Raw genomic sequence first — 21,239 nt, 5'->3', positions numbered from 1 at the left:
ATTGCGTGCTTGAATCTCGTTGTTTCACTAAGGACACTGAGCGTTGTGCTATTCATGAAAACGATGACAGTTTTGTTTATGTGGACAACGTTCGAGGTTGGTGGTGATGGATAAGCTAAAATCATTAATATCTTGGATTAAATCTGGCTCTCCATGGATCTGGTTAACCGGCGGTGCAGTGAGTATTAGTATGCTTTCTGTTCTTGGTTTAATGTTATTGATTGGCTGGAAAGGGTTAACTTATTTTTGGCCGGCCCCGCTGTACCAATGGCAAGTTGAGTCTAAAGATCTATCTTTGGTTGTCGACCTTGATGAAACGGTGTCAAAGCAAGATGTGCTAATTGGTCAGTTGTATGAACGAAAATACATTCCGATAGAACAGGTACCACAAGCTCATGATCTTTTATCGCCACAAAACATTTCTACTGGGTTAATACAGCGCTTAAATATCAAAGTCGCAAACAGAGAACTTTACCCTGCTGATTTTGTATCAATACTGGATGTGAATTTACTAGAGCCAACCACCCCCTCTGAATGGGCTGTGATTGAACGCAGTCGTGGTGGGTATTTCTTTGGTAAACCCGTTGGCTTTAAAACGGCTTCTGGAACCTTTTACTCGAACATTGACCAAAAGCTTGAAGACGGTTTGGCGTTTGCCGATACATTGCGTGAAGAAACGTCACGTGTTGTAAATCAAGAGATACGTAACGTTAGTTGGCAATTAGAAAATTTACGTTTAGAAAAGCGTAAGCTAGAGCTAAATGAGTCAGTGAGTGATGACTATCTTAAAACATATACAGAAACCAAACTTGAATTAAACCGTCAATTAGATGAAGCCGAATTAAAGCTGGAGCATCTCAGAACGCAATTGAATGTGGAAAGTTTGCTGGTGGAAGATATGACAGGCGAAAAGGTAGAAATACCGCTCAGTCATATACTGGATTACTGGTATCCCAATAAAATGTCTTATCCTGAAAAGGTCGGGCATTGGGGTAAGCAAGTTTGGAAATTCTTATCTGAAAATCCGCGAGACTCCAATTCTGAAGGCGGGGTTTTTCCTGCTATTTTTGGTACTGTGTTGCTTGTAATACTGATGTCGATCGTAGTGATGCCTTTAGGCGTTGTTGCGGCTATTTACCTACATGAGTACGCAAAAAGTAACGCATTGACTCGTTTAATTCGTATTGCCGTGATCAATTTGGCGGGTGTTCCATCGATCGTATATGGTGTTTTTGGTTTAGGCTTTTTTGTTTATACCATTGGCGGATCAATCGATAGCTTATTTTATGCAGAGCGTTTACCTGCTCCAACATTTGGGACTCCTGGACTGCTTTGGTCTGCACTGACTTTAGCGGTATTGACGCTTCCGGTTGTTATTGTGACAACAGAAGAAGGTTTGACGCGAATTCCTAGCTCTGTAAGACATGGCTCTTTAGCGCTTGGTGCAACTCAATTTGAGACGCTATGGCGTATTGTGTTACCGATGGCAAGCCCTGCGATTATTACGGGGTTAATATTAGCGATTGCTAGAGCTGCGGGAGAAGTTGCCCCATTGATGTTAGTAGGGGTTGTTAAACTCGCATCAAGTTTGCCTGTTGATAGTCAGTTCCCTTACATACACTTAGATAGAAAGTTCATGCATTTAGGCTTTCATATCTACGATGTTGGTTTTCAGACTTCGAATATCGAAGCGGCACGACCTTTAGTGTATGCGACTTCATTTTTACTGGTTACGGTGATCGTTGGTTTGAATTTAACAGCCATCAATATCCGTAATAACTTGCGTGAAAAATATCGAACCTTAGGACAAGATTAAATGTTCTCAATTAATGAAACCTTGGGTTACCAAGCTCCACTAGATGTTCATAACCTAACTGACGAGCAAACCGCTATCTCAATTGAAGGGTTGAATCTTTATTATAAAGAAAGCCAAGCGCTCGATGATATCTCAATGCAGATTCCTAAAGGACAAGTGACCGCATTTATCGGCCCATCTGGGTGTGGTAAGTCGACCCTATTACGCTGTATTAATCGTATGAACGATTTGGTTGAGGGGTGTAAGGTTTCAGGGAAAGTAAAACTTCATGGTAAGAATGTCTATCACCCTAAGGTTGATGTGGCTACATTGAGACGTCGTGTTGGAATGGTTTTTCAACGCCCAAACCCTTTCCCTAAGTCTATTTATGAGAATGTGGTTTACGGTTTGAGACTACAAGGCATGAGTAACAGTCGAGATCTCGATGATGCTGTTGAACGTTCTTTGCGCGCAGCTGCGCTATGGGACGAAGTGAAAGACCGATTGCATGAGAATGCCTTTGGTTTATCTGGCGGTCAACAGCAGCGTTTGGTCATTGCCCGTGCAGTGGCGATTGAACCAGAAGTTCTGTTGTTAGATGAACCGACATCAGCATTGGATCCTATCTCTACGTTGACCATTGAAGAGTTGATTAACGATCTGAAAACCCAGTATACCGTAGTGATTGTTACTCATAACATGCAGCAGGCTGCTCGTGTTAGTGATCACACTGCCTTTATCCATATGGGAAAATTGATCGAGTACTCAGATACGGATTCAATCTTTACGTCTCCATTGAAAAATCAAACAGAAGACTACATAACAGGTAGGTACGGCTAACGTTTAATCGGAGCCACTCAGAGCTAAGCCACTCTTATATCAATGGCTTGTTTCATTTCTTTTCAAGGAGCTGATATGCATTTCGGTCGTCATATTTCAGGGCAATTCAACGTAGAACTAGAGTCTATCCGTACTCATGTACTTACCATGGGCGGGTTGGTGGAGCAGCAACTTTCGTTTGCGATGCAAGCTCTCCATAAAGATGACGTGGAACTGGCCAAAAAAGTGATTCGTGACGATCACAAAGTGAATGCAATGGAAGTATCTATTGATGAGGCTTGCACTCGTATTATCGCCAAACGTCAGCCTACGGCGAAAGATCTACGTTTGATTATGGCGATCATCAAAACAATTACTGATCTCGAAAGAATTGGTGATGTTGCTTCTAAGATCGCTCAAGGCGCGATAGAGATTCCATCGACCAAAGAACAAAAGTTCCACGTATCGCTAGAGCCACTTTGTAGACAAGCGATCACTATGCTACATCAAGTCTTGGACGCATTTGCTCGAATGGATGTTGATGCTGCGGCTGAGGTTCATAAGCTTGATGACAAATTGGATGCTGAATACGAAGCGGTGATTCGTCAGTTAATGACTTATATGATGGAAGATCCTAAGAACATCCCCAACATCCTGCAAGTGATGTGGTCAGCTCGCGCGATTGAGCGAGTGGGCGATCGTTGCCAAAATATCTGTGAATACATTATTTACTTTGTGAAGGGCAAAGATGTACGCCACCTTGGTGATCAAAGCTTAGATGACGCACTGAAGTAGGTATTAACTTTAGAAGCGAATTATTGCACCGAGGTTAAGGTTGATTGTTGTGTCGTAAGGCACAAAGGTCTTATTGTGATCAAAAATATTCATATCAACACCAGCTCGTAGCCCAAGCACTGGCGTTGCTTGGTAAACGTAGGCTCCACCAAGACTTAACCCATGTGCTGTCTTCTCTTCAACTTCGCCATTGCGCGTTTTTGTTCCGTCATAACTCGCTACACCAATCTCCGCCTGAAAGCCGTGGTTCTGGTTTCTTCCAAACATATTTTGAATACCAACGCGGTACGCATCGACAGTTTCATCGTATCGATCGCTGTCATACCAGAGGTGAGAATAGCTCAGGTAAACTGCGCCTAGATTCGCCACATCAGTAATACCTGCTTGCATTCCAAAGCCATGATAAGAACCAATCTTTAGTTCTGGGGATAAATGAAGACCATTTGAAAATGCAGAGGTTGAGAATAAAGCAGAAGCTAAAAGAAGTGTTTTAAATTTCATGGTACCACCGAAGTAATTGTTTGCTCTCCTTAGCATTATGTCGCTCCATGTGTAAAACCAGTGAAGCAATTGAATAACACTCATATTGTAATATTTTAGAAAGAGTAGGCTAATTCGTATTGGTTATATCGGTGATAATGCCTACTTATTGGTACGCATGATTACTTTGCTCACAACCCAAACAGATTGTGAACAAAGTGTTTAATTGATGGAAAGCTATTCTTAGAACTTGTATCCGACAGTGAAAGATAACTGATCGATGTCATAGTCATCCATCATGATGAAGTTGAAGCGTAGGTCGGTATAAAGACCGAAATCAAAATTTGCTCTAACTCCGGTGCCTAGCAATAGAGAAGTATTGTTGTCTTTGATACTTGCACTACCGTCAGGCGTATTTAACGTGATCTTTTCCTCTACACGAGCAAAACCAATAGCACCGTATGGCTTTACATCAAAGCCATTGAGGAAGAATGCATAGCCGATGTCTGTGTCTATTTTGAAGGTTGAAACTTTAGTCTCATATCCATAGCCTTCAAAATTTTCATCTTCTTTACTCGTATCTGATGAGATATTCACACCAAAGATTCGGTTAATGTCATAACCATATTCGAGCTTTAACCCATTACCTAAATCGCTTCGAGAGAAATTTGAATCTAGATGATCGACTTCACTAGAAACAATACCGAAACCAATACGATGTCCAGAATAGTCTTTCTGAGCATAAGCTGATGAAGCAGAAGTGATTGCGATAACGGTTAGTGCTGTAGTTAGTAATTTCATATAAATAACGCTCTTAATGTTTAATTATTGCATCCTTATATTTGATTGACTCCCTGTCGATGGAGTGAATATTAAACAGTGTTATATTTTTAAGCTAAATAGGTTCTCGTATATCTGTAATAAGCATTACTTATTAATTTGTTGTAGTAGCGCATCTTTGATTACATCGAAAAGCCAGGATATGAGAGGGTTATTGCGGTTTTTAGTGTGTATGTGGCTGTAAACGCTGATATTTTTGTGTTTAGTGTCAAGATCTACATCTATAGCTCGCAGCGTTGGGTAGTTATCTATGGGGAATAGGTTGGAATGTGGCATGTACATATCTGAGTTCGCCACGACATCGATGATAGCCATCAAAATCTCGGAACGAAAGCCAATACTGTGTGGAATTGAACGTGACTCTAATATGTTGGCTGCATGGCTAAAATTGTCGTTCCAGCCAGGAGATATCATTGATGCTATTTCATAACCTGCTAACTCTTCGGGACTGACTGAAGCTTGCTTTATCGGATGATCCTTTCTTACAAATAATCGGCCGGTAATTTCCACCAGTTTTTTTACATAAATCTCTTTTGATGTAAAAGGAAGCTCGTAAGCAACGCCTAATAGAACCTCTCCTTTCTGTATATCTTCACAAGATGAGGTAGACCAACTTACAAGCTCGAGTTTTGAATTTGGTGCTTGTCTCATAAGCTCTTTATATAAGGTACCGGATAAACAAGCTAGTACTACAGGTGATAACGCTATCTTTAAGGGGTAGTCAATTTCACTTGGATTAAATCGATTGGATGCATTCACAGCGGTCATTAGGCCATCAAAGTGTGGTGTTATTTCATTGATGAGTTGCTCACTGAATGAGGTAGGTTGCAGGCCACCATGAACCTTTACGAAGAGGTCATCATTGAAGTGATATCTTAGCTTCTGTAGGGCTTGGCTGACTGCTGGCTGTGAAACAAAGAGTCGTTCCGCAGCCTTTCTGGTGTTTTTTTCTTGATAAACAATAAGAAATGTTCGTAACAGGTTTAAATCAAGAGAGCTGAATAAGTCTTTAGCCATATCTGTCCATGAAAGGTTTACTGCGTTATTAAATCTAATATACGTCAGTCAGTTAGATTAGTCAGCGTGGTTCTCTTCGATTTTTGGTAGCGACTATTGTCCTAAAGCGGTGAGGGCTGCTCTTACATCGGATATCTTATTCGCATCAGTCACGGGGATCTGATAATCATCAATATCATCACTGCCCATTTGAGCACTTGAGTTGCTTTCCATTAGGCTCGGTCTTGTCGATTTACCTGAAAGGTGAAGTGCAGGTACTTGGGTGGTGCTTTGAATCATTTTCGCATTTGTTGCGTTGACGCCAGCGCCAGCCATGATGTCGATTCTACTATCGGCCTGTTTAACCATATCTGCCAAGACATTGATGCCTTGCTCTGCATTAACAGCAAGCCCCGATGTTAGGATCCTTTCACATCCAAGTGCGATGACCTGTTCTAAGGCTGTTTGGTAGTCAGAGCTTTGATCAATAGCTCTGTGAAACGTAATCCCAAGCTTTAATGAGTGTGCTTTGTCAGCCAGTTGTTGCATTTTTGGCATATCAATACTTCCATTAGGCGCTAACACGCCAAGTACGACCCCATTCAATCCTGCACTTGCACAAGCTTCAATATCTTCAAGCATACAGAGCATATCGTCATTATCGAAAATGAAGTCGCCCTGTCTTGGTCGTATCATAGCGTAGACAGGAACGGACGAAATTTTTGCCGCTTGCTTCATCATACCGAAGCTAGGAGTTAATCCGCCAAGTGCTAGTGAGGAGCAAAGCTCAATTCGATTTGCGCCGCCAGACAGCGCGTTGTGTAGAGATTCTAAGTTATCGATACAGACTTCAATTTCGATGTTCATCATGTTTATCCGTTTAAAAAGATACTGATGAAATCATAGCAACCTAGATACGGATATGAATAGGTGGTAGCAGAGGAAAATAGGGGTAAAGTTTGTTTTTGTAACTACCTCAATTAAGTGATGCTGAGGGAGCTTAGGGGAAATGAAAGGCCGTCGAATAGATATGAAAAAAGCCCGAAGCGTTAACTTCGGGCTTTTAATAGGACTTTACTTCTTAACTGATTGGCGGTGCGCTTTGCGCTATTAGCTTATGCTTTATTTCTCTTTATAGAGAGTCTTCCAACCATTAACCCGCGTTGAGTTCGGGCTTAAGAGGTAATTACTTGCTTAGGTCGTCAGCGTGCTCAGATAGGAATGCTGCAACACCTTGTGGAGATGCGTCCATACCTGATTTACCTTCTTCCCATTGTGCAGGACAAACTTCACCGTTCTTCTCGTGGAAGTTTAGTGCGTCTACCATACGTAGCATTTCGTCGATGTTACGACCTAGTGGAAGATCGTTAACTACTTGGTGACGTACAAGACCGTCAGCATCGATTAGGAAAGAACCACGGAAAGCAACGCCTGCTTCTGGATGCTCAACATCGTATGCTTTGCAGATCTCGTGCTTAACGTCAGCAATTAGAGGGTACTTAACTTGACCGATACCGCCATCAGCGATAGCAGTGTTACGCCATGCGTTGTGAGAGAATTGAGAATCGATTGAAACACCGATTACTTCAACGCCTTTAGCTTGGAAATCTTCTAGACGGTTGTCGAAAGCGATTAGCTCTGAAGGACAAACGAAAGTGAAGTCTAGTGGGTAGAAGAAAACTACCGCTTTCTTACCTTTAGTGAATTCTGCGAAGTTGAAGTTATCAACGATCTCGCCGTTACCTAGAACAGCTGCTGCAGTAAAGTCAGGGGCTTGACGACCTACTAGTACCATTTGGAATCTCCTAAAAAATTAGTTGGCCCAACACATCTTTGTTTGGGCTCCGTTTCTACGGGACAAACTATAGTACAATCGGTACTATAGAAAAAAGCGAATTAAATAGATTAAGTTAATCGAAAAAAGCGATAAGCTTATTCTTTGCTCAGTCCTTAGGTCTGCTGACCTTTGTCCAACTTATCCTACTCATATTACAAAGTAATTTCATGAATAAATGGCCAAGTCTTAAGCAACTTTATTATCTCGTTACTCTTCACGAAACACGCCACTTCAGCGATGCTGCTGATCGCTGTTTCGTCAGTCAATCCACGCTAAGTAAAGGTATTCAAAACCTCGAAGAGCTGATTGGTTGCCCTTTGTATGAGAAAAAAGATAAAAAGAGCCCATTAGTATTTACACAAGCGGGTGAGCTGGTGGTTAAGCATGGTCGAGAGCTACTGGCGAAAGGGCAAGACCTTGTCGAGCTCGGAAACTTATGCAATGGGGATGCAATGCAAGGGCAGCTACGAGTAGGGTGTATTCCTACCATCGCGCCGTTCTTGTTGTGCGATTTAGTACAAGAAGTTAACCAACGCTTTCCACAGTTAAATTTGCTGTTACGTGAAGACACAACAACTAACTTATTAGCAGCGCTGCGTCATGGTGAGTTGGATGTTTTGATTTTGGCTTTGCCTGTCGATATCGACAACATGGAGAGCCAAGTTGTCGGGCAAGACCCGTTCAGAATGGTGATCAGTCGTAATCAAGCTGATGGCATTCGTGTTCCGATTAAATACGATGACTTGCCAGATGAGTCTGTATTTTTGCTGGAGAACGAGCACTGCTTAACCGAGCACGCGGTATCAGCGTGCAAGTTAACGGATAAAGAGAAGATAAACCCATTTACCGCCACAAGCCTACATACATTGGTACAAATGGTGGCCAATGGTTTAGGAACTACCTTTATTCCACAAATGGCGATCGATCATGGCTTGCTGGAAAATCAAAACCTAGTGGTTATTGATCCTCCTGGTCAGCAAGCGTACCGAGATATTGGTCTTGTGTGGCGACCGAGCTCATCGCGCCGTGAAACATTCCATCAGTTAGCGGATGTGGTGTCTGAGTTGTTATAAAAAACCTAGAACATCAAAACAAAAAGAGCGGCCATTTTAGCCGCTCTTTCTATTTATTTTAGAAGAAAAACGCCACAAACTGTGGCGTTGGAAATTTATTTACAGCGTTAGATTTTGAAAAAACTCAGTAAGTCTTTTTGTTTCACTGCTAATGAAGATAACTCCTCACTCGCTTGTTTGCTTTGTTCGATTCCTGAAACATTTTGGTGAACGATATCAAAGGTTAAAGAAACATTTTGTGAAATATCCTGTGTGACTCCTGATTGCTCTTCAGATGCTGTTGCTACTTGTGTATTCATATCTGAAATCAGGCCAACAGACTCCGTTATTGATGCGAATGCCGTTCTAAGCTGTTCGCTGTAATGACGCGACTCGACGGCTAACGATAGGTTAGATTGCATGAACTGGTTGGCATCTTTTGCCTGTGCTTGAAGTCGAGAGATTATCTCTTGAATATCGACAGTTGATTGTTGTGTTTTAGCGGCCAGAGAACGAACTTCATCAGCAACGACAGCAAAACCACGCCCTTGCTCACCAGCTCGTGCTGCTTCAATTGCCGCATTTAACGCAAGCAAATTCGTCTGTTCGGAAATCGAGTTGATCACTTCAATAACAGTCCCGATCTCTACCGAGTACTCTTGCAGTTGATTGACGATGTTTGATGTTTCTTCGATTGAGTCTTCAACCTTGCGAGATATATCATCGGATGCATCGAGTGAAACTCCCCCCTCTTTGACATTGGAAGTTGCACCCGTTGCCGCGTTCTCAGCACTAGCAGCGTTGTGGCTGACTTCATTCGCAGTACTAGAGAGCTCATTGATGGCAGTTGCTATTTGTTCCATTTGACTCAGCTCTTGTTGAGCGTTCCCCTCGGTTTGGCTCATTACGGCTGTTAACTCGACTGAAGCTGCTGAAACGTTGTCTGAAATTTGGTGGAATCCATCGATGATGCGACGCAGTTCTTGGCGCATTTCTAAAATGTTGGCGTATATACCCGTTTCTTTACCTGTTACTGGAATCTGTTTTGAAAGATCGCCTGAAGCAACTTCTTCGACAATCGATTGAATCTCGCTAGGCTCCCCTCCTACAACTTTCCATACGCTTCGGTAAATGGAGATTGCAATGCCAAGGGCGATAGCGATAACAATGATTGAAAGTGCACCTAAGATAAATTGAGCATTTGAAAATCGTTCAACCATGCTTGGTCCTACAGAGTCTTGTTTTGACTTTGTGGATAGTTTGATTTCTTCAATTGTTTTTGCTGCGTTGCTACCAGCAACATCAAGGGTGCCAGAAACGATGCGGTTTCGTTCATTTATCGTGTCAACGACTTCTGAAAATGTCAGACGGTAGGCTTTAAAAGCGGTATTAAAATCAGTTAAGTATCGAATTTGCTCGTTCGACATTAGTTGAGATTCTATTGTTTCCACAAGCAACGCTGCTGATGCAAATTCTTTTTCTGCTCGCTGAGCATCTTCTGTGTTGTTACTGGTCAGAAATTTAGAAGCATATAATCTTGATAGCAATACGTGTTGTTGAAGTTGTCCTGAACTGACTGCAACCTCTAAATCCTCTTCAGCAGATGCTTGAGTCATCAAGTTAGTCACTGCTTGTCGCATTTTTAAACCTGATGGGTCTAAGCTCTCTTTTACTAAGCTATTTCTAGTATTGACCAGTTGAACAACTTGGCTAAACCCTTGGCTATACTGTTTAAGCTGCTTCTCTATCGCTAAGAACTCATTTTTATGGAGGTCGTCAAGATGAGCCTCTAACACTTCATCGATCAATTGAATTGATGTAGTGATGCGCTTGTCCAGTTCTGAAGCATGCGATGCAACAGGGTCCTTTATATATTTTAATGCAGATAAACGAGCTTCCAATATGTTGGCTTGGATTCGCCCTGTGGATACGCTTGTTAATGCGAGGGAACGATAGGTGTTAAATCCATCACTCGATTGATAAAAGCGCAATGAAGCAACGACTGAAATAACCAAAATTAGCGCAAGAATTACGCCAAAACCCAAGGACAGCAATTTCTTTAAACTCATAAGTATCATTCCCAGAAAGGCAGTTTGTTTTTATTGTTAACAAATTTTTACATTATCCAAACGATAGATATATCAATAAATCCAATTAGAGCCTTACATTCTCATATATAAGAACAATAAGTGAGTTCGGTTTATTGAGAGGCTTGAACTTTGGAACTGGTCTCTAAGAAGAAATGAGGGATACAGTGAGTTTCACAGTGAATATGTGATTGTTGGACATGTAAAGAGCCTTGGATTGAAAGGCTCTAGGGGGATAGCAGATAGAACAACGTTGGCTAACTTTCGACTTCTTCCGGTTCTACTTCTTCTTGGAGTTCGAGTAGATTGATCGCTATCGTGACGAAGTCGCTATCAGTGATAATCCCTATTAATTCGTGGTCATCGACAACAGGTAAACAGCCCACTTTGTGCTTTTGCATATAAACAGCTGACTCTTTCAATCCAGCTCGCGGCTCTACCGACATAACGCTTTTGTGCATGATATCGTTGAGTGGTGTCGCAAGAGTAAATGATTGAGCTTGTGGGATGTTTTGTAGACTAGATTCTTGAGCGGCAAGAACGTCACGTTGTGTTACGATGCCTAATAATTTTCTGTCGGCATCTACAACTGGGATATGGCGGATATCAAGCGCTTCCATCATGTGCTTAGCATCGGCCAGTGAGTGTGAGCGCAATAGGGTATGAGGGTTGCGAGTCATCATATCTTCAACCTTGATCATACGAACCTCCTTCTTTTTTATTTGTTGCTATTACTATAGTTTTTTATCCAAAAAATAACTGAGATCTGACGCATTTTTGGGCGAGTTTTATGCAACTAATTCTTTAGTTTGAGGAGGTGAATCGTTAGCTTTATTTTACGCCTCTTTACAATAATCCAGTGCTGTAAACCTTGCTATTGCGGCTCGTGTGCCTATACTAGCCCGCTGCGAAATTTTTAGTCGTGTTTGTCATCAGTTCCCGGTAATGAATTACTTATCGTAACGATCGATTAGCAAGCATGATTTATTATTCGTCAACGGCACGAATCTCATCAACTAAGACAAGACTAGACACATGCAAGTTTCAGATTTTCACTTTGACCTACCAGATGAACTTATTGCTCGTTACCCTCAAGAAGAGCGTACAGCAAGCCGCCTGCTTAAATTAGACGGCAATAATGGCAACCTGACGGATGGTTCGTTTAAAGACGTTTTAGACTTGGTTGAGCCGGGCGATCTTGTCGTTTTCAATAATACTCGAGTTATTCCTGCTCGCGTGTTCGGTCGCAAGGCATCAGGCGGTAAGCTTGAAGTGTTGGTTGAACGAATGCTCGACGAGAAGAGTATTCTAGCCCACGTTCGTTGTTCTAAATCTCCTAAACCAGGCACTAAATTGTTTCTTGGTGAGAATGACGAGTATGAAGCTGAAATGGTAGCGCGTCATGATGCGTTGTTTGAAATCCATTTCACTTCCGACCAAAGCGTATTAGAAATTCTTAACAGTGTTGGTCACATGCCACTGCCACCTTACATCGATCGTCCTGATGAAGACGCAGATAAAGAGCGTTACCAGACGGTTTACAATGAGAAGCCCGGTGCCGTTGCTGCGCCAACAGCTGGCCTTCACTTTGATGACAAGCTAATGGCTGACATGAAAGCTAAAGGTGTAGAGTTTGCTTACGTGACACTTCACGTAGGTGCGGGCACATTCCAACCAGTAAAAGTTGATAATATCAATGATCATCACATGCATGCTGAGTACGTTGAGGTACCGCAAGAAGTGGTTGATGCCGTTGCTGCAGCAAAAGCTCGTGGCGGTCGTATTATTGCCGTTGGTACAACATCAGTGCGCTCACTAGAAAGTGCAGCGCAAGATGCACTGAAGAAGGGCACCGAATTAGTTCCTTTCTTTGGCGATACAGAAATTTTCATCTTCCCTGGTTATGAATATCAGTTGGTGGATTGCTTGATTACCAATTTCCACTTACCAGAATCAACACTGATTATGTTGGTGAGTGCATTTGCTGGCTACGACAATGTGATGGGCGCATACGATCACGCAGTGAAGAGCGAATATCGCTTCTTTAGCTACGGTGATGCGATGTTCATCAATAAGAAAACGAGCTAATCTAACTCGTTATAAACGATATAAAAAGAATTTACGGGTGCTAGCAGTAAGCTAGGAGTTGGACAGAGTGTCTGTCTAATCTCTCGCAGGGAATACGCGACCGCTCCTCATAGAACTCGCGAGATTGAACTTATGTTTAGCTTAAGGTTCTGAATTATCAGTCAGATTGTTTCTCTGGCATATTGGAGGCTTCGTGAAATTAAAATACGAACTTAAAAAAACAAACAGCGGCGCACGTCGTGGTCAACTTCAGTTTGAACGTGGTACCGTTGAAACACCAGCATTCATGCCAGTAGGTACTTACGGTACGGTAAAAGGTATGACGCCTGAAGAAGTGAAAGACACCGGTGCTGAAATCCTACTAGGTAATACGTTCCATCTATGGTTACGCCCTGGTCAAGAAATCATGAAGCTGCACGGTGACTTGCACGATTTCATGAACTGGAAAGGACCTATCCTGACTGATTCAGGCGGTTTCCAAGTATTCAGCCTAGGTGCGACGCGTAAAATCACTGAAGAGGGTGTTCACTTCCGTAACCCTGTAAACGGTGACAAGATCTTCATGGACGCTGAAAAGTCGATGGAAATCCAAAAGGATCTAGGCTCAGACATCGTAATGATCTTTGATGAATGTACGCCTTACCCTGCGACGCATAAAGAAGCTAAAGACTCGATGGAGATGTCTCTTCGTTGGGCTCAACGTTCACGCGATCACTTTGATAAGCAAGAAAACCCGAACTCACTGTTCGGTATTGTACAAGGTGGCGTATACGAAGACCTTCGTGATGTGTCCGTTAAAGGCCTAACAGAAATTGGTTTTGACGGTTACGCTGTTGGCGGCCTAGCTGTAGGCGAACCAAAAGAAGACATGCACCGTATTCTTGAGCACACATGTCCTCAATTACCTGAAGATAAGCCACGTTACCTAATGGGCGTAGGCAAACCTGAAGACTTGGTTGAAGGTGTTCGTCGCGGTATCGACATGTTTGACTGTGTAATGCCAACGCGAAATGCACGTAATGGCCACCTATTTGTAACTGAAGGTGTGATCAAGATCCGTAATGCGAAGCATAAAATGGATACAACACCACTAGATTCAGAGTGTGACTGTTACACTTGTAAGAACTATAGCAAGTCGTACTTACACCATTTGGATCGTTGTAATGAGATCCTAGGTGCTCGACTGAACACGATTCATAACCTGCGTTTCTACCAGCGAGTAATGTCAGACATTCGTCAGTCTATCGATGAAGATCGCTTTGAAGAGTTCGTTGCAGAGTTCTACGCAAGAATGGGGCGTGAAGTGCCACCACTAGGTAAAGAATCTTAGTATTTCTTTTTTTGCGAGCCCCATCTCTCTTCCGAGAGTTGGGGCTTGAAAATAAAGGGGTGCAACCCAATTAGACAAACAATTACGAAAATAAAATAGAGGATGTTTTAAATGTTTATTTCTCAAGCTCACGCAGCAGCAGAAGGTGCACCAGCAGGCGGCGGTTTCGAAATGCTTATCATGCTAGGTATGTTTGCTGTGATCTTCTACTTCATGATCTACCGTCCACAAGCTAAGCGTGTTAAAGAGCACAAGAACCTTATGTCTTCAATGGGCAAAGGCGATGAAGTTCTTACAAGCGGTGGCTTAATCGGTAAGATTACTAAGATTGCTGAAGACAGCGACTACGTTGCTATCGAATTGAACGCAAACAACGAAGTAGTTATCAAGAAAGACTTCGTTACAGCAGTGCTACCAAAAGGTACTCTGAAATCTCTATAAACAGCTAGAGGATCCTCGCTGTGCTAAACCGTTATCCGTTATGGAAGTATTTGATGGTGATGTTTGCCATCGCTATTGCTGCGTTATACGCACTTCCAAATATATACGGTGAAGATCCGGCAGTTCAAGTTACAGGGGCGCGCGGCGCCTCTGTAGATCTGTCTACGCTGGATGCTGTCACCGATGCTCTTGAAGCAGAGAGCCTTTCTACTAAATCCGTTGCTCTAGAGAACGGTTCCATTCTTGTTCGCTTTAACGATACAGATACGCAAATTAGTGCCCGTGATATCATCACAGAAGCACTAGGTGATGATGTTATCGTTGCTTTAAACTTAGCGGCTTCAACTCCTGATTGGCTTGAATCTATTGGTGCTGCACCAATGAAGCTCGGTCTTGACCTACGTGGCGGTGTTCACTTCTTAATGGAAGTGGATATGGATGCTGCAATGGAAAAGCTGGTTGGCCAACAAGAAGAAGCGTTCCGCAGTGAACTTCGTGAAGAAAAGATTCGTTACCGTGCAATTCGCCCATCAGGTAAAGATGCGGTTGAAGTGATTCTGCGTAACGAAGAGCAGCTTGCTGAAGCGAAATCGCTACTGCAATCTAAACACCAAGACATGACGTTCGTCGATTCTGCATCTAACGGTCGTTTTTCTTTGGTTGCAAACTTCACAGAAGCTCGTCTTCAAGAAATCCGTAACTACGCGGTAGAGCAAAACATCACTATCCTACGTAACCGTGTTAATGAACTTGGTGTAGCTGAGCCTTTGGTTCAACGTCAAGGTGCTAGCCGTATCGTAGTGGAATTGCCTGGTGTTCAAGACACGGCGCGCGCTAAAGAAATTCTTGGTGCGACGGCAACACTTGAATTCCGTGAAGTGGATAGCAGTGCTGATTTAGCCGCTGCCGCTTCTGGTCGTGCCCCTGCGGGTAGCGAAATCAAGCAAGATCGTGATGGTCGTCCAGTTGTACTTCAGAAGCGCGTTATCTTAGGCGGTTCAAGTATTACTGACGCAAGCTCAAGTGTTGATGAATATGGTCGTCCACAAGTTAACATCTCGCTAGACAGCGAAGGTGGTAGCAAGATGTCTGCGTTCTCTCGTCAGAATATCGGTAAGCTAATGGCAACGGTATTTGCAGAGTATAAAGACAGCGGTCGTAAAACGCCTGAAGGCCGAGTGATTCTAAGTAAGCACGAAGAAGTGATTAACCAAGCGACGATTCAATCTGCACTTGGCCGTAACTTCCGTATTACAGGTATCGACTCAACGGCTGAAGCTCATAACTTGGCACTTCTACTACGTGCTGGTGCATTGATTGCGCCTATCTCGATTGTAGAAGAACGTACGATTGGTCCATCTATGGGGCAACAAAACATCGATATGGGTATCATGGCGATGGTTTGGGGTATGGCTGCAGTAATGCTGTTTACACTGCTTTACTACCGAACTTTCGGTCTGATCGCGAACGTCGCTCTGATGGCTAACCTTGTGTTGATTATTGGTGTCATGTCGATGATTCCTGGCGCGACAATGACGCTACCAGGTATTGCCGGTATCGTATTGACGGTTGGTATGGCAGTCGATGCCAACGTTCTTATCTTTGAGCGTATACGTGAAGAACTTCGAGATGGACGCAGTCCACAACAAGCAATTCACCAAGGCTATGCAAACGCATTTAGTACAATCGCCGATGCCAACATCACCACACTACTGACAGCAATCATTCTGTTTGCTGTAGGTACAGGTGCGATTAAAGGCTTCGCGGTAACGTTATCAATCGGTATCTTGACTTCAATGTTTACAGCTATTGTCGGAACACGTTGTATCGTGAACCTGATGTATGGCGGCAAACGCGTTAAGAAACTGTCGATCTAAGGCTAGGAATTAATATGTTTCAGATTCTAAAAGCAGAAAAAATGATCGACTTTATGCGTTGGTCAAAGGTTGCCTTTGTATTCTCTATCTTGATGATTGGTACTGCTATCTTCACCTTAACAACGAAGTCGTTGAACTGGGGTTTAGATTTTACCGGCGGTACGCTGATTGAAGTGGGTTTCGAGCAACCAGCAAACCTACCTGACATTCGAAGTGCACTAGAAGCTGAAGGCTTTGGTGATGCTACGGTTCAGAACTTTGGTTCTGCGCGTGAGGTAATGGTTCGTCTACGTCCACGTGACGGTGTTGCAGGCGAAACGCTTGGTAACCAGATCCTGACTGCAATTAAAGATGGTACTGGTGAGCAAGTTGAAATGCGCCGTATCGAGTTCGTTGGTCCAAACGTGGGTGATGAACTAACAGAAGCTGGTGGCCTTGCTATTCTAGTTTCTCTTATCTGTATCTTGATCTACGTGTCAGTGCGATTTGAATGGCGTTTGGCTGCAGGTGCTGTATTAGCCCTAGCACACGACGTTATCATTACACTAGGTGTGTTCTCTCTAATGCAAATTGAGGTAGACCTTACTATCGTAGCAGCCTTGTTGACGGTGGTCGGTTACTCCCTCAACGATACCATAGTGGTATTTGACCGGATTCGTGAGAACTTCCGTAAGATGCGTAAGGGTGAAGCACCTGAAGTACTGAACAGCTCAATCACACAAACATTGAGCCGTACATTGATCACTTCTGGTACAACGTTATTCGTAGTTATCGCACTGTTTGTTCAGGGCGGCGCTATGATTCACGGCTTCGCAACCGCACTTCTACTGGGTATTACGGTTGGTACATACTCTTCTATCTACGTTGCATCTGCACTGGCTATGAAGTTGGGTATTACGCGTGAACACCTAATGCCACCGCAAGTGGACAAAGAAGGTGAAGAGTTTGACGAGATGCCTTAGGCCTTGGCTTAATAAGTTTCGCTAAACAAAAAAACCGCTGCCTAGTCAGCGGTTTTTTTACGTCTGTATTTTGTCGATAAGCTCAATGCAATTCATCAGCGAAGTGCGTTGTGCTCATCGCGACTAACCGCCATCTTGCTCGTAGCTCGTATCACAGATACAAAAAAGCCCCGCAATAGCGAGGCTTTGAAAATCTTCTGCTCTTAACTAAAGAGCATTAACGTAAGGTCTGAATTACTTCAGCATACCTTCGTTAGAGTTTTCACGAACGTGCTTAAGAATAGACTTAACACCACGAGCGCTTGAAGCAACAACATTACCAGACGTCATGTAGTCAGTGCCGCCAGCAAAGTCAGTCATGATAGCGCCAGCTTCACGAGCGATTAGATCGCCAGCAGCTAGATCCCATGGCTTAAGACCAAGTTCTAGGTAACCGTCAACACGACCAGCCGCTAGGTAACATAGGTCAAGAGCTGGAGAACCAGTACGACGGAAGTCAGCGCAATCTACGAATAAAGCTGAGATGATTTTCATGAAAGATTCAGAGTGTTGTTTTTGCTTGAATGGGAAACCAGTCGCTAAAACAGTACCTTGAAGGTCTTTAAGTTGAGTAACACGCATACGAGCGTTGTTAAGTTGAGCGCCAGCGCCACGTTGAGCAGTGAATAGCTCGTTTAGCATTGGGTCATAAACACAAGCAACTTCTGTACGACCGTTCATACGAACAGCAATAGATACAGAGAAGTGAGGGAAACCTTTTACAAAGTTGTTGGTGCCATCTAGTGGGTCAACGATCCATTGTACGTCAGAGTCTTTACCTTCAGTCAGGCCTGACTCTTCAGAAATAATGCTGTGCTCTGGGTAAGATGATTTGATTGTCTCAATAATCATGTACTCAGCTTCTTGAGCAATGTTAGTAACGTAATCGTTGTTACCTTTTAGAGATGTTTCGATCTTATCAGTTGTTTCAAGAGATTTAGCAATATGGTTGCCAGCTTTACGCGCAGCGCGTATCGCAATGTTTAGCATTGGATGCATATGGTTTTTCCCACAAGATGTTAAAGAACAATTTAAAGCGGCGGCGAGTATACCAAAGTTTCCGTAAAAGGGAAGTGGTTATTTTTTGAACTCTTGGTTTCACATTCCGTTAAGGGTCTGACCATTTTACTTTGCTATGTGTTAATATCTCGCGATTATTTTTAAAGTGGTGTCATATAGCATGTTAGACAATGTAAAAGTCGTTCTGGTTGGTACGTCTCATTCGGGAAATATCGGCTCAGCAGCTCGCGCAATGAAAGTGATGGGTTTGAGTCAGTTGGTTCTTGTAGACCCTCAATGTGAAGTTGACGAGCAGACCTTAGCACTGGCTGCGGGTGCAGGTGACATCGCAGAAAACGCGACCATTGTTTCTACTCTAGAAGAAGCAGTAAAAGACTGTGGTTTGGTTGTAGGCTCAAGTGCTCGTTCTCGTACGCTTGAGTGGCCAATGCTTGAGCCTCGCGAGTGTGGCGAAAAGTTTGCCGTTGAAGGTCAAAAACATCCAGTCGCATTAGTGTTCGGTCGTGAACGTACTGGCTTAACGAATGACGAGTTGCAGAAATGTCACTATCACGTGTGTATCCCTGCTAACCCAGAATACAGCTCATTAAATCTAGCGATGGCGGTACAGACTCTGAGCTACGAAGTTCGTGTTGCACACCTTGATATGGTGGCTAGCCAATATCAGCCACAACAACAAGATGACTACCCACGTCACGAAGAACTAGAAATGTTCTATGAGCACCTTGAAAAAGTGATCATTGATACCCAATTTATCTCTAAGGATAAGCCGGGTCAGGTGATGAACAAGTTACGTCGTCTATTCAGCCGAGCTCGGCCAGAGCTTCAAGAGATCAACACTTTGCGCGGTATTTTAACTTCGATTGAGAAGAGTAAATCGGGCAAATAAATCCCACACAACCTCTAAGGATGAATACTTGACTAAAATAGTCAACTAAATACTTGACCAATTTAGTCGGGTATGGGAAAATTCCAACCACATAAACAATGTGGATACGGTGTGATATGAAACTTACATCTAAAGGAAGATATGCGGTAACAGCTATGCTAGATGTAGCACTGCATTCGCAAAAAAGCCCAGTTCCTCTGGCTGATATTTCAGAGCGACAAGGCATCTCGTTATCTTACTTAGAGCAACTCTTTTCTAAGTTACGTAAAGCTGGCTTAGTTGCTAGTGTTCGCGGCCCTGGTGGTGGTTACCGCTTAGGTGCTGAAGCGAGCGACATTGCTGTCGGAACTGTTATTGCAGCAGTAGACGAATCAGTGGATGCAACCAAGTGTCACGGTCGAGCAGATTGCCAAGGTGGTAGTCGTTGTTTAACTCACACTCTTTGGCGTGATTTAAGCTCCCGAATCAGCAGCTTCTTAAATGACATTACGCTCGGTGAGCTAATGAAAGATAACGAAGTTTTAGAGATTTCTGATCGTCAAGATATCGATCTTGCGGTTAATAATGGTTTTGCACATAAAAATACGAGCACTACAACGATTAGTGCAGCACCTCACGGTGTTAATGCCCGCTCTTAGCGGTCAGTTTTTACATTGGAGTAGAAAATGAAACTGCCTATTTACTTTGACTATTCAGCTACATGCCCAGTCGATCCACGTGTTGCTGAAAAAATGGTTCAGTGCATGACGATGGACGGTAACTTCGGTAACCCTGCATCTCGTTCACACCGTTACGGCTGGCAGGCAGAAGAATCAGTAGATAATGCTCGTGAGCAAATTGCCGATCTACTAAATGCAGACCCACGTGAGATTGTTTTCACGTCAGGTGCTACAGAGTCAGACAACCTTGCTATCAAAGGTGCAGCGCACTTTTACGAGAAGAAAGGTAAGCACGTAATCACGTGTAAAACAGAACATAAAGCGGTTCTTGATCCATGTCGCCAACTAGAACGTGAAGGTTTTGAGGTGACTTACCTTGAGCCTGAAGCAAACGGCATCATTGATTTAGACAAGCTACAAGCAGCAATGCGTGAAGATACGGTTCTTGTTTCTATCATGCACGTAAACAACGAGATTGGTGTAATCCAAGATATCTCTGCAATCGGCGAATTATGTCGTTCACGCAAGATCATCTTCCACGTTGATGCGGCTCAGTCTGCGGGTAAAATCCCACTAGATGTAAAAGAGATGAAAGTTGACCTTATCTCTCTTTCTGCACACAAAGCATACGGCCCTAAAGGCATTGGTGCTTTGTACGTTCGTCGTAAGCCACGTATTCGTCTTGAAGCACAGATGCACGGTGGAGGTCACGAACGTGGTTTCCGTTCTGGTACGCTTGCTACTCACCAAATCGTGGGTATGGGTGAAGCTTTTGCTGTCGCTAAACAAGACATGCAGAAAGATTATGACCACGCACTAGCACTTCGCGAGCGTCTATTGAAAGGGGTTCAAGATCTAGAAGCAGTAACGGTAAATGGCGACTTAGATCAACGTGTACCACATAACCTAAACGTGAGCTTTGCTTTCGTTGAAGGTGAATCTCTGCTTATGTCTTTAAAAGACTTAGCGGTATCATCAGGTTCTGCATGTACATCAGCGAGTCTTGAGCCTTCATACGTTTTACGCGCTCTTGGCTTAAACGATGAACTGGCACACAGCTCAGTACGTTTTTCATTCGGCCGTTTCACTACGGAAGAAGAAATCGACTACGCGATTGCACAAATCCGTGTAGCAGTAAATAAATTACGCGACATGTCTCCTCTATGGGATATGTATAAAGAAGGGATTGATTTGAACACTGTTGAGTGGGCTCATCACTAATCTCACGGAAAT

At 43.3% G+C, this 21,239-nt stretch carries 20 protein-coding genes; 12 read left to right on the top strand and 8 right to left on the bottom strand.

The features are described 5' to 3' along the window. The first annotated feature begins 106 nt into the window (after positions 1-106). The 3 genes from pstA to phoU all read left to right on the top strand — a co-directional run bounded on the left by pstA (position 107) and on the right by phoU (position 3,409). Positions 107-1,816: a phosphate ABC transporter permease PstA gene (gene pstA / locus OCW38_RS11890; protein ID WP_010440449.1), complete on the top strand. Its 1,710-nt coding sequence runs from the start codon at positions 107-109 to the stop codon at positions 1,814-1,816. Further along, a complete protein-coding gene (gene pstB / locus OCW38_RS11885) occupies positions 1,817-2,635 on the top strand; it encodes a phosphate ABC transporter ATP-binding protein PstB (RefSeq protein WP_010440452.1) in 819 nt (272 codons plus the stop codon). 75 nt (positions 2,636-2,710) lie between these two features. Continuing rightward, entirely contained in the window at positions 2,711-3,409 is a 699-nt protein-coding gene (gene phoU, locus OCW38_RS11880; protein ID WP_009848270.1) for a phosphate signaling complex protein PhoU, read from the top strand. A 9-nt stretch (positions 3,410-3,418) separates the two neighbouring features. Here phoU and OCW38_RS11875 read toward each other — a convergent pair whose 3' ends face one another. The 5 genes from OCW38_RS11875 to OCW38_RS11855 all read right to left on the bottom strand — a co-directional run bounded on the left by OCW38_RS11875 (position 3,419) and on the right by OCW38_RS11855 (position 7,520). Next, positions 3,419-3,910 (bottom strand): hypothetical protein, encoded by a 492-nt coding sequence (locus OCW38_RS11875; protein WP_248388172.1) that lies wholly within the window; start codon positions 3,908-3,910, stop codon positions 3,419-3,421. A gap of 222 nt (positions 3,911-4,132) precedes the next feature. Then, complete coding sequence (locus OCW38_RS11870; RefSeq protein ID WP_010440457.1) at positions 4,133-4,690, bottom strand: porin family protein; 558 nt, start codon at positions 4,688-4,690, stop codon at positions 4,133-4,135. A gap of 126 nt (positions 4,691-4,816) precedes the next feature. Then, positions 4,817-5,746: a LysR family transcriptional regulator gene (locus tag OCW38_RS11865; RefSeq protein ID WP_261894164.1), complete on the bottom strand. Its 930-nt coding sequence runs from the start codon at positions 5,744-5,746 to the stop codon at positions 4,817-4,819. A 93-nt stretch (positions 5,747-5,839) separates the two neighbouring features. Next, on the bottom strand, positions 5,840-6,592 hold the full coding sequence (locus OCW38_RS11860) for a copper homeostasis protein CutC (RefSeq protein WP_261895669.1): 753 nt from the start codon (positions 6,590-6,592) through the stop codon (positions 5,840-5,842). Between the two features lie 319 nt (positions 6,593-6,911). Then, positions 6,912-7,520, bottom strand: a complete 609-nt coding sequence (locus OCW38_RS11855) for a peroxiredoxin C (protein ID WP_009848275.1) — start codon at positions 7,518-7,520, stop codon at positions 6,912-6,914. Positions 7,521-7,729: 209 nt separating this feature from the next. Between OCW38_RS11855 and OCW38_RS11850 the strand changes: the two genes are divergently transcribed. After that, positions 7,730-8,635, top strand: coding sequence for a hydrogen peroxide-inducible genes activator (locus OCW38_RS11850; RefSeq protein ID WP_010440478.1), 906 nt, complete (start codon positions 7,730-7,732; stop codon positions 8,633-8,635). Positions 8,636-8,742: 107 nt separating this feature from the next. On the opposite strand, the gene OCW38_RS11845 is transcribed toward OCW38_RS11850, so the two are convergent. Beyond that, on the bottom strand, positions 8,743-10,683 hold the full coding sequence (locus OCW38_RS11845) for a HAMP domain-containing methyl-accepting chemotaxis protein (protein ID WP_016794101.1): 1,941 nt from the start codon (positions 10,681-10,683) through the stop codon (positions 8,743-8,745). 275 nt (positions 10,684-10,958) lie between these two features. After that, positions 10,959-11,402, bottom strand: coding sequence for a CBS domain-containing protein (locus OCW38_RS11840; RefSeq protein ID WP_261894160.1), 444 nt, complete (start codon positions 11,400-11,402; stop codon positions 10,959-10,961). A gap of 334 nt (positions 11,403-11,736) precedes the next feature. On the opposite strand from OCW38_RS11840, the gene queA reads away from it, so the two are divergent. From queA to secF, 5 genes are all read left to right on the top strand, one after another. Further along, positions 11,737-12,789: a tRNA preQ1(34) S-adenosylmethionine ribosyltransferase-isomerase QueA gene (gene queA / locus OCW38_RS11835; RefSeq protein WP_010440488.1), complete on the top strand. Its 1,053-nt coding sequence runs from the start codon at positions 11,737-11,739 to the stop codon at positions 12,787-12,789. A gap of 193 nt (positions 12,790-12,982) precedes the next feature. After that, positions 12,983-14,119, top strand: a complete 1,137-nt coding sequence (gene tgt, locus OCW38_RS11830; RefSeq protein WP_010440490.1) for a tRNA guanosine(34) transglycosylase Tgt — start codon at positions 12,983-12,985, stop codon at positions 14,117-14,119. A 111-nt stretch (positions 14,120-14,230) separates the two neighbouring features. Beyond that, entirely contained in the window at positions 14,231-14,560 is a 330-nt protein-coding gene (yajC, locus tag OCW38_RS11825) for a preprotein translocase subunit YajC (RefSeq protein ID WP_010440492.1), read from the top strand. Positions 14,561-14,580: 20 nt separating this feature from the next. After that, the gene (gene secD, locus OCW38_RS11820) at positions 14,581-16,437 is read left to right on the top strand and encodes a protein translocase subunit SecD (protein WP_080572723.1); all 1,857 of its coding nucleotides are present in this window, start codon (positions 14,581-14,583) and stop codon (positions 16,435-16,437) included. A gap of 14 nt (positions 16,438-16,451) precedes the next feature. Further along, entirely contained in the window at positions 16,452-17,399 is a 948-nt protein-coding gene (gene secF, locus OCW38_RS11815) for a protein translocase subunit SecF (RefSeq protein WP_016788422.1), read from the top strand. 234 nt (positions 17,400-17,633) lie between these two features. On the opposite strand, the gene suhB is transcribed toward secF, so the two are convergent. Beyond that, positions 17,634-18,437, bottom strand: a complete 804-nt coding sequence (suhB, locus tag OCW38_RS11810; protein WP_010440508.1) for an inositol-1-monophosphatase — start codon at positions 18,435-18,437, stop codon at positions 17,634-17,636. Between the two features lie 181 nt (positions 18,438-18,618). Here suhB and trmJ point away from each other — a divergent pair, with 181 nt between their 5' ends. The 3 genes from trmJ to OCW38_RS11795 all read left to right on the top strand — a co-directional run bounded on the left by trmJ (position 18,619) and on the right by OCW38_RS11795 (position 21,227). Continuing rightward, complete coding sequence (gene trmJ, locus OCW38_RS11805; protein WP_010440509.1) at positions 18,619-19,347, top strand: tRNA (cytosine(32)/uridine(32)-2'-O)-methyltransferase TrmJ; 729 nt, start codon at positions 18,619-18,621, stop codon at positions 19,345-19,347. Between the two features lie 116 nt (positions 19,348-19,463). Continuing rightward, positions 19,464-19,985 carry a Fe-S cluster assembly transcriptional regulator IscR gene (iscR, locus tag OCW38_RS11800; RefSeq protein ID WP_010440512.1) on the top strand — a complete coding sequence of 174 codons (522 nt, stop codon included), beginning with the start codon at positions 19,464-19,466 and terminating at the stop codon, positions 19,983-19,985. Positions 19,986-20,012: 27 nt separating this feature from the next. Further along, a complete protein-coding gene (locus tag OCW38_RS11795) occupies positions 20,013-21,227 on the top strand; it encodes an IscS subfamily cysteine desulfurase (RefSeq protein ID WP_010440514.1) in 1,215 nt (404 codons plus the stop codon). Positions 21,228-21,239 lie beyond the last annotated feature (12 nt).

Origin of the sequence: Vibrio cyclitrophicus (assembly GCF_024347435.1) — a bacterium.
Lineage (GTDB): Bacteria > Pseudomonadota > Gammaproteobacteria > Enterobacterales > Vibrionaceae > Vibrio > Vibrio cyclitrophicus.
The sequence above is the reverse complement of the archived record's forward strand: the minus strand, read 5'-3'. Positions and strand labels throughout refer to the sequence as shown.

Coding starts and splice junctions, on each gene's coding strand:
- pstA (WP_010440449.1), top strand. CDS start 107: ATGGATAAGCTAAAATCATTAATATCTTGGATTAAATCTGGCTCTCCA.
- pstB (WP_010440452.1), top strand. CDS start 1,817: ATGTTCTCAATTAATGAAACCTTGGGTTACCAAGCTCCACTAGATGTT.
- phoU (WP_009848270.1), top strand. CDS start 2,711: ATGCATTTCGGTCGTCATATTTCAGGGCAATTCAACGTAGAACTAGAG.
- OCW38_RS11875 (WP_248388172.1), bottom strand. CDS start 3,910: ATGAAATTTAAAACACTTCTTTTAGCTTCTGCTTTATTCTCAACCTCT.
- OCW38_RS11870 (WP_010440457.1), bottom strand. CDS start 4,690: ATGAAATTACTAACTACAGCACTAACCGTTATCGCAATCACTTCTGCT.
- OCW38_RS11865 (WP_261894164.1), bottom strand. CDS start 5,746: ATGGCTAAAGACTTATTCAGCTCTCTTGATTTAAACCTGTTACGAACA.
- OCW38_RS11860 (WP_261895669.1), bottom strand. CDS start 6,592: ATGAACATCGAAATTGAAGTCTGTATCGATAACTTAGAATCTCTACAC.
- OCW38_RS11855 (WP_009848275.1), bottom strand. CDS start 7,520: ATGGTACTAGTAGGTCGTCAAGCCCCTGACTTTACTGCAGCAGCTGTT.
- OCW38_RS11850 (WP_010440478.1), top strand. CDS start 7,730: ATGAATAAATGGCCAAGTCTTAAGCAACTTTATTATCTCGTTACTCTT.
- OCW38_RS11845 (WP_016794101.1), bottom strand. CDS start 10,683: ATGAGTTTAAAGAAATTGCTGTCCTTGGGTTTTGGCGTAATTCTTGCG.
- OCW38_RS11840 (WP_261894160.1), bottom strand. CDS start 11,402: ATGATCAAGGTTGAAGATATGATGACTCGCAACCCTCATACCCTATTG.
- queA (WP_010440488.1), top strand. CDS start 11,737: ATGCAAGTTTCAGATTTTCACTTTGACCTACCAGATGAACTTATTGCT.
- yajC (WP_010440492.1), top strand. CDS start 14,231: ATGTTTATTTCTCAAGCTCACGCAGCAGCAGAAGGTGCACCAGCAGGC.
- secF (WP_016788422.1), top strand. CDS start 16,452: ATGTTTCAGATTCTAAAAGCAGAAAAAATGATCGACTTTATGCGTTGG.
- suhB (WP_010440508.1), bottom strand. CDS start 18,437: ATGCATCCAATGCTAAACATTGCGATACGCGCTGCGCGTAAAGCTGGC.
- trmJ (WP_010440509.1), top strand. CDS start 18,619: ATGTTAGACAATGTAAAAGTCGTTCTGGTTGGTACGTCTCATTCGGGA.
- iscR (WP_010440512.1), top strand. CDS start 19,464: ATGAAACTTACATCTAAAGGAAGATATGCGGTAACAGCTATGCTAGAT.
- OCW38_RS11795 (WP_010440514.1), top strand. CDS start 20,013: ATGAAACTGCCTATTTACTTTGACTATTCAGCTACATGCCCAGTCGAT.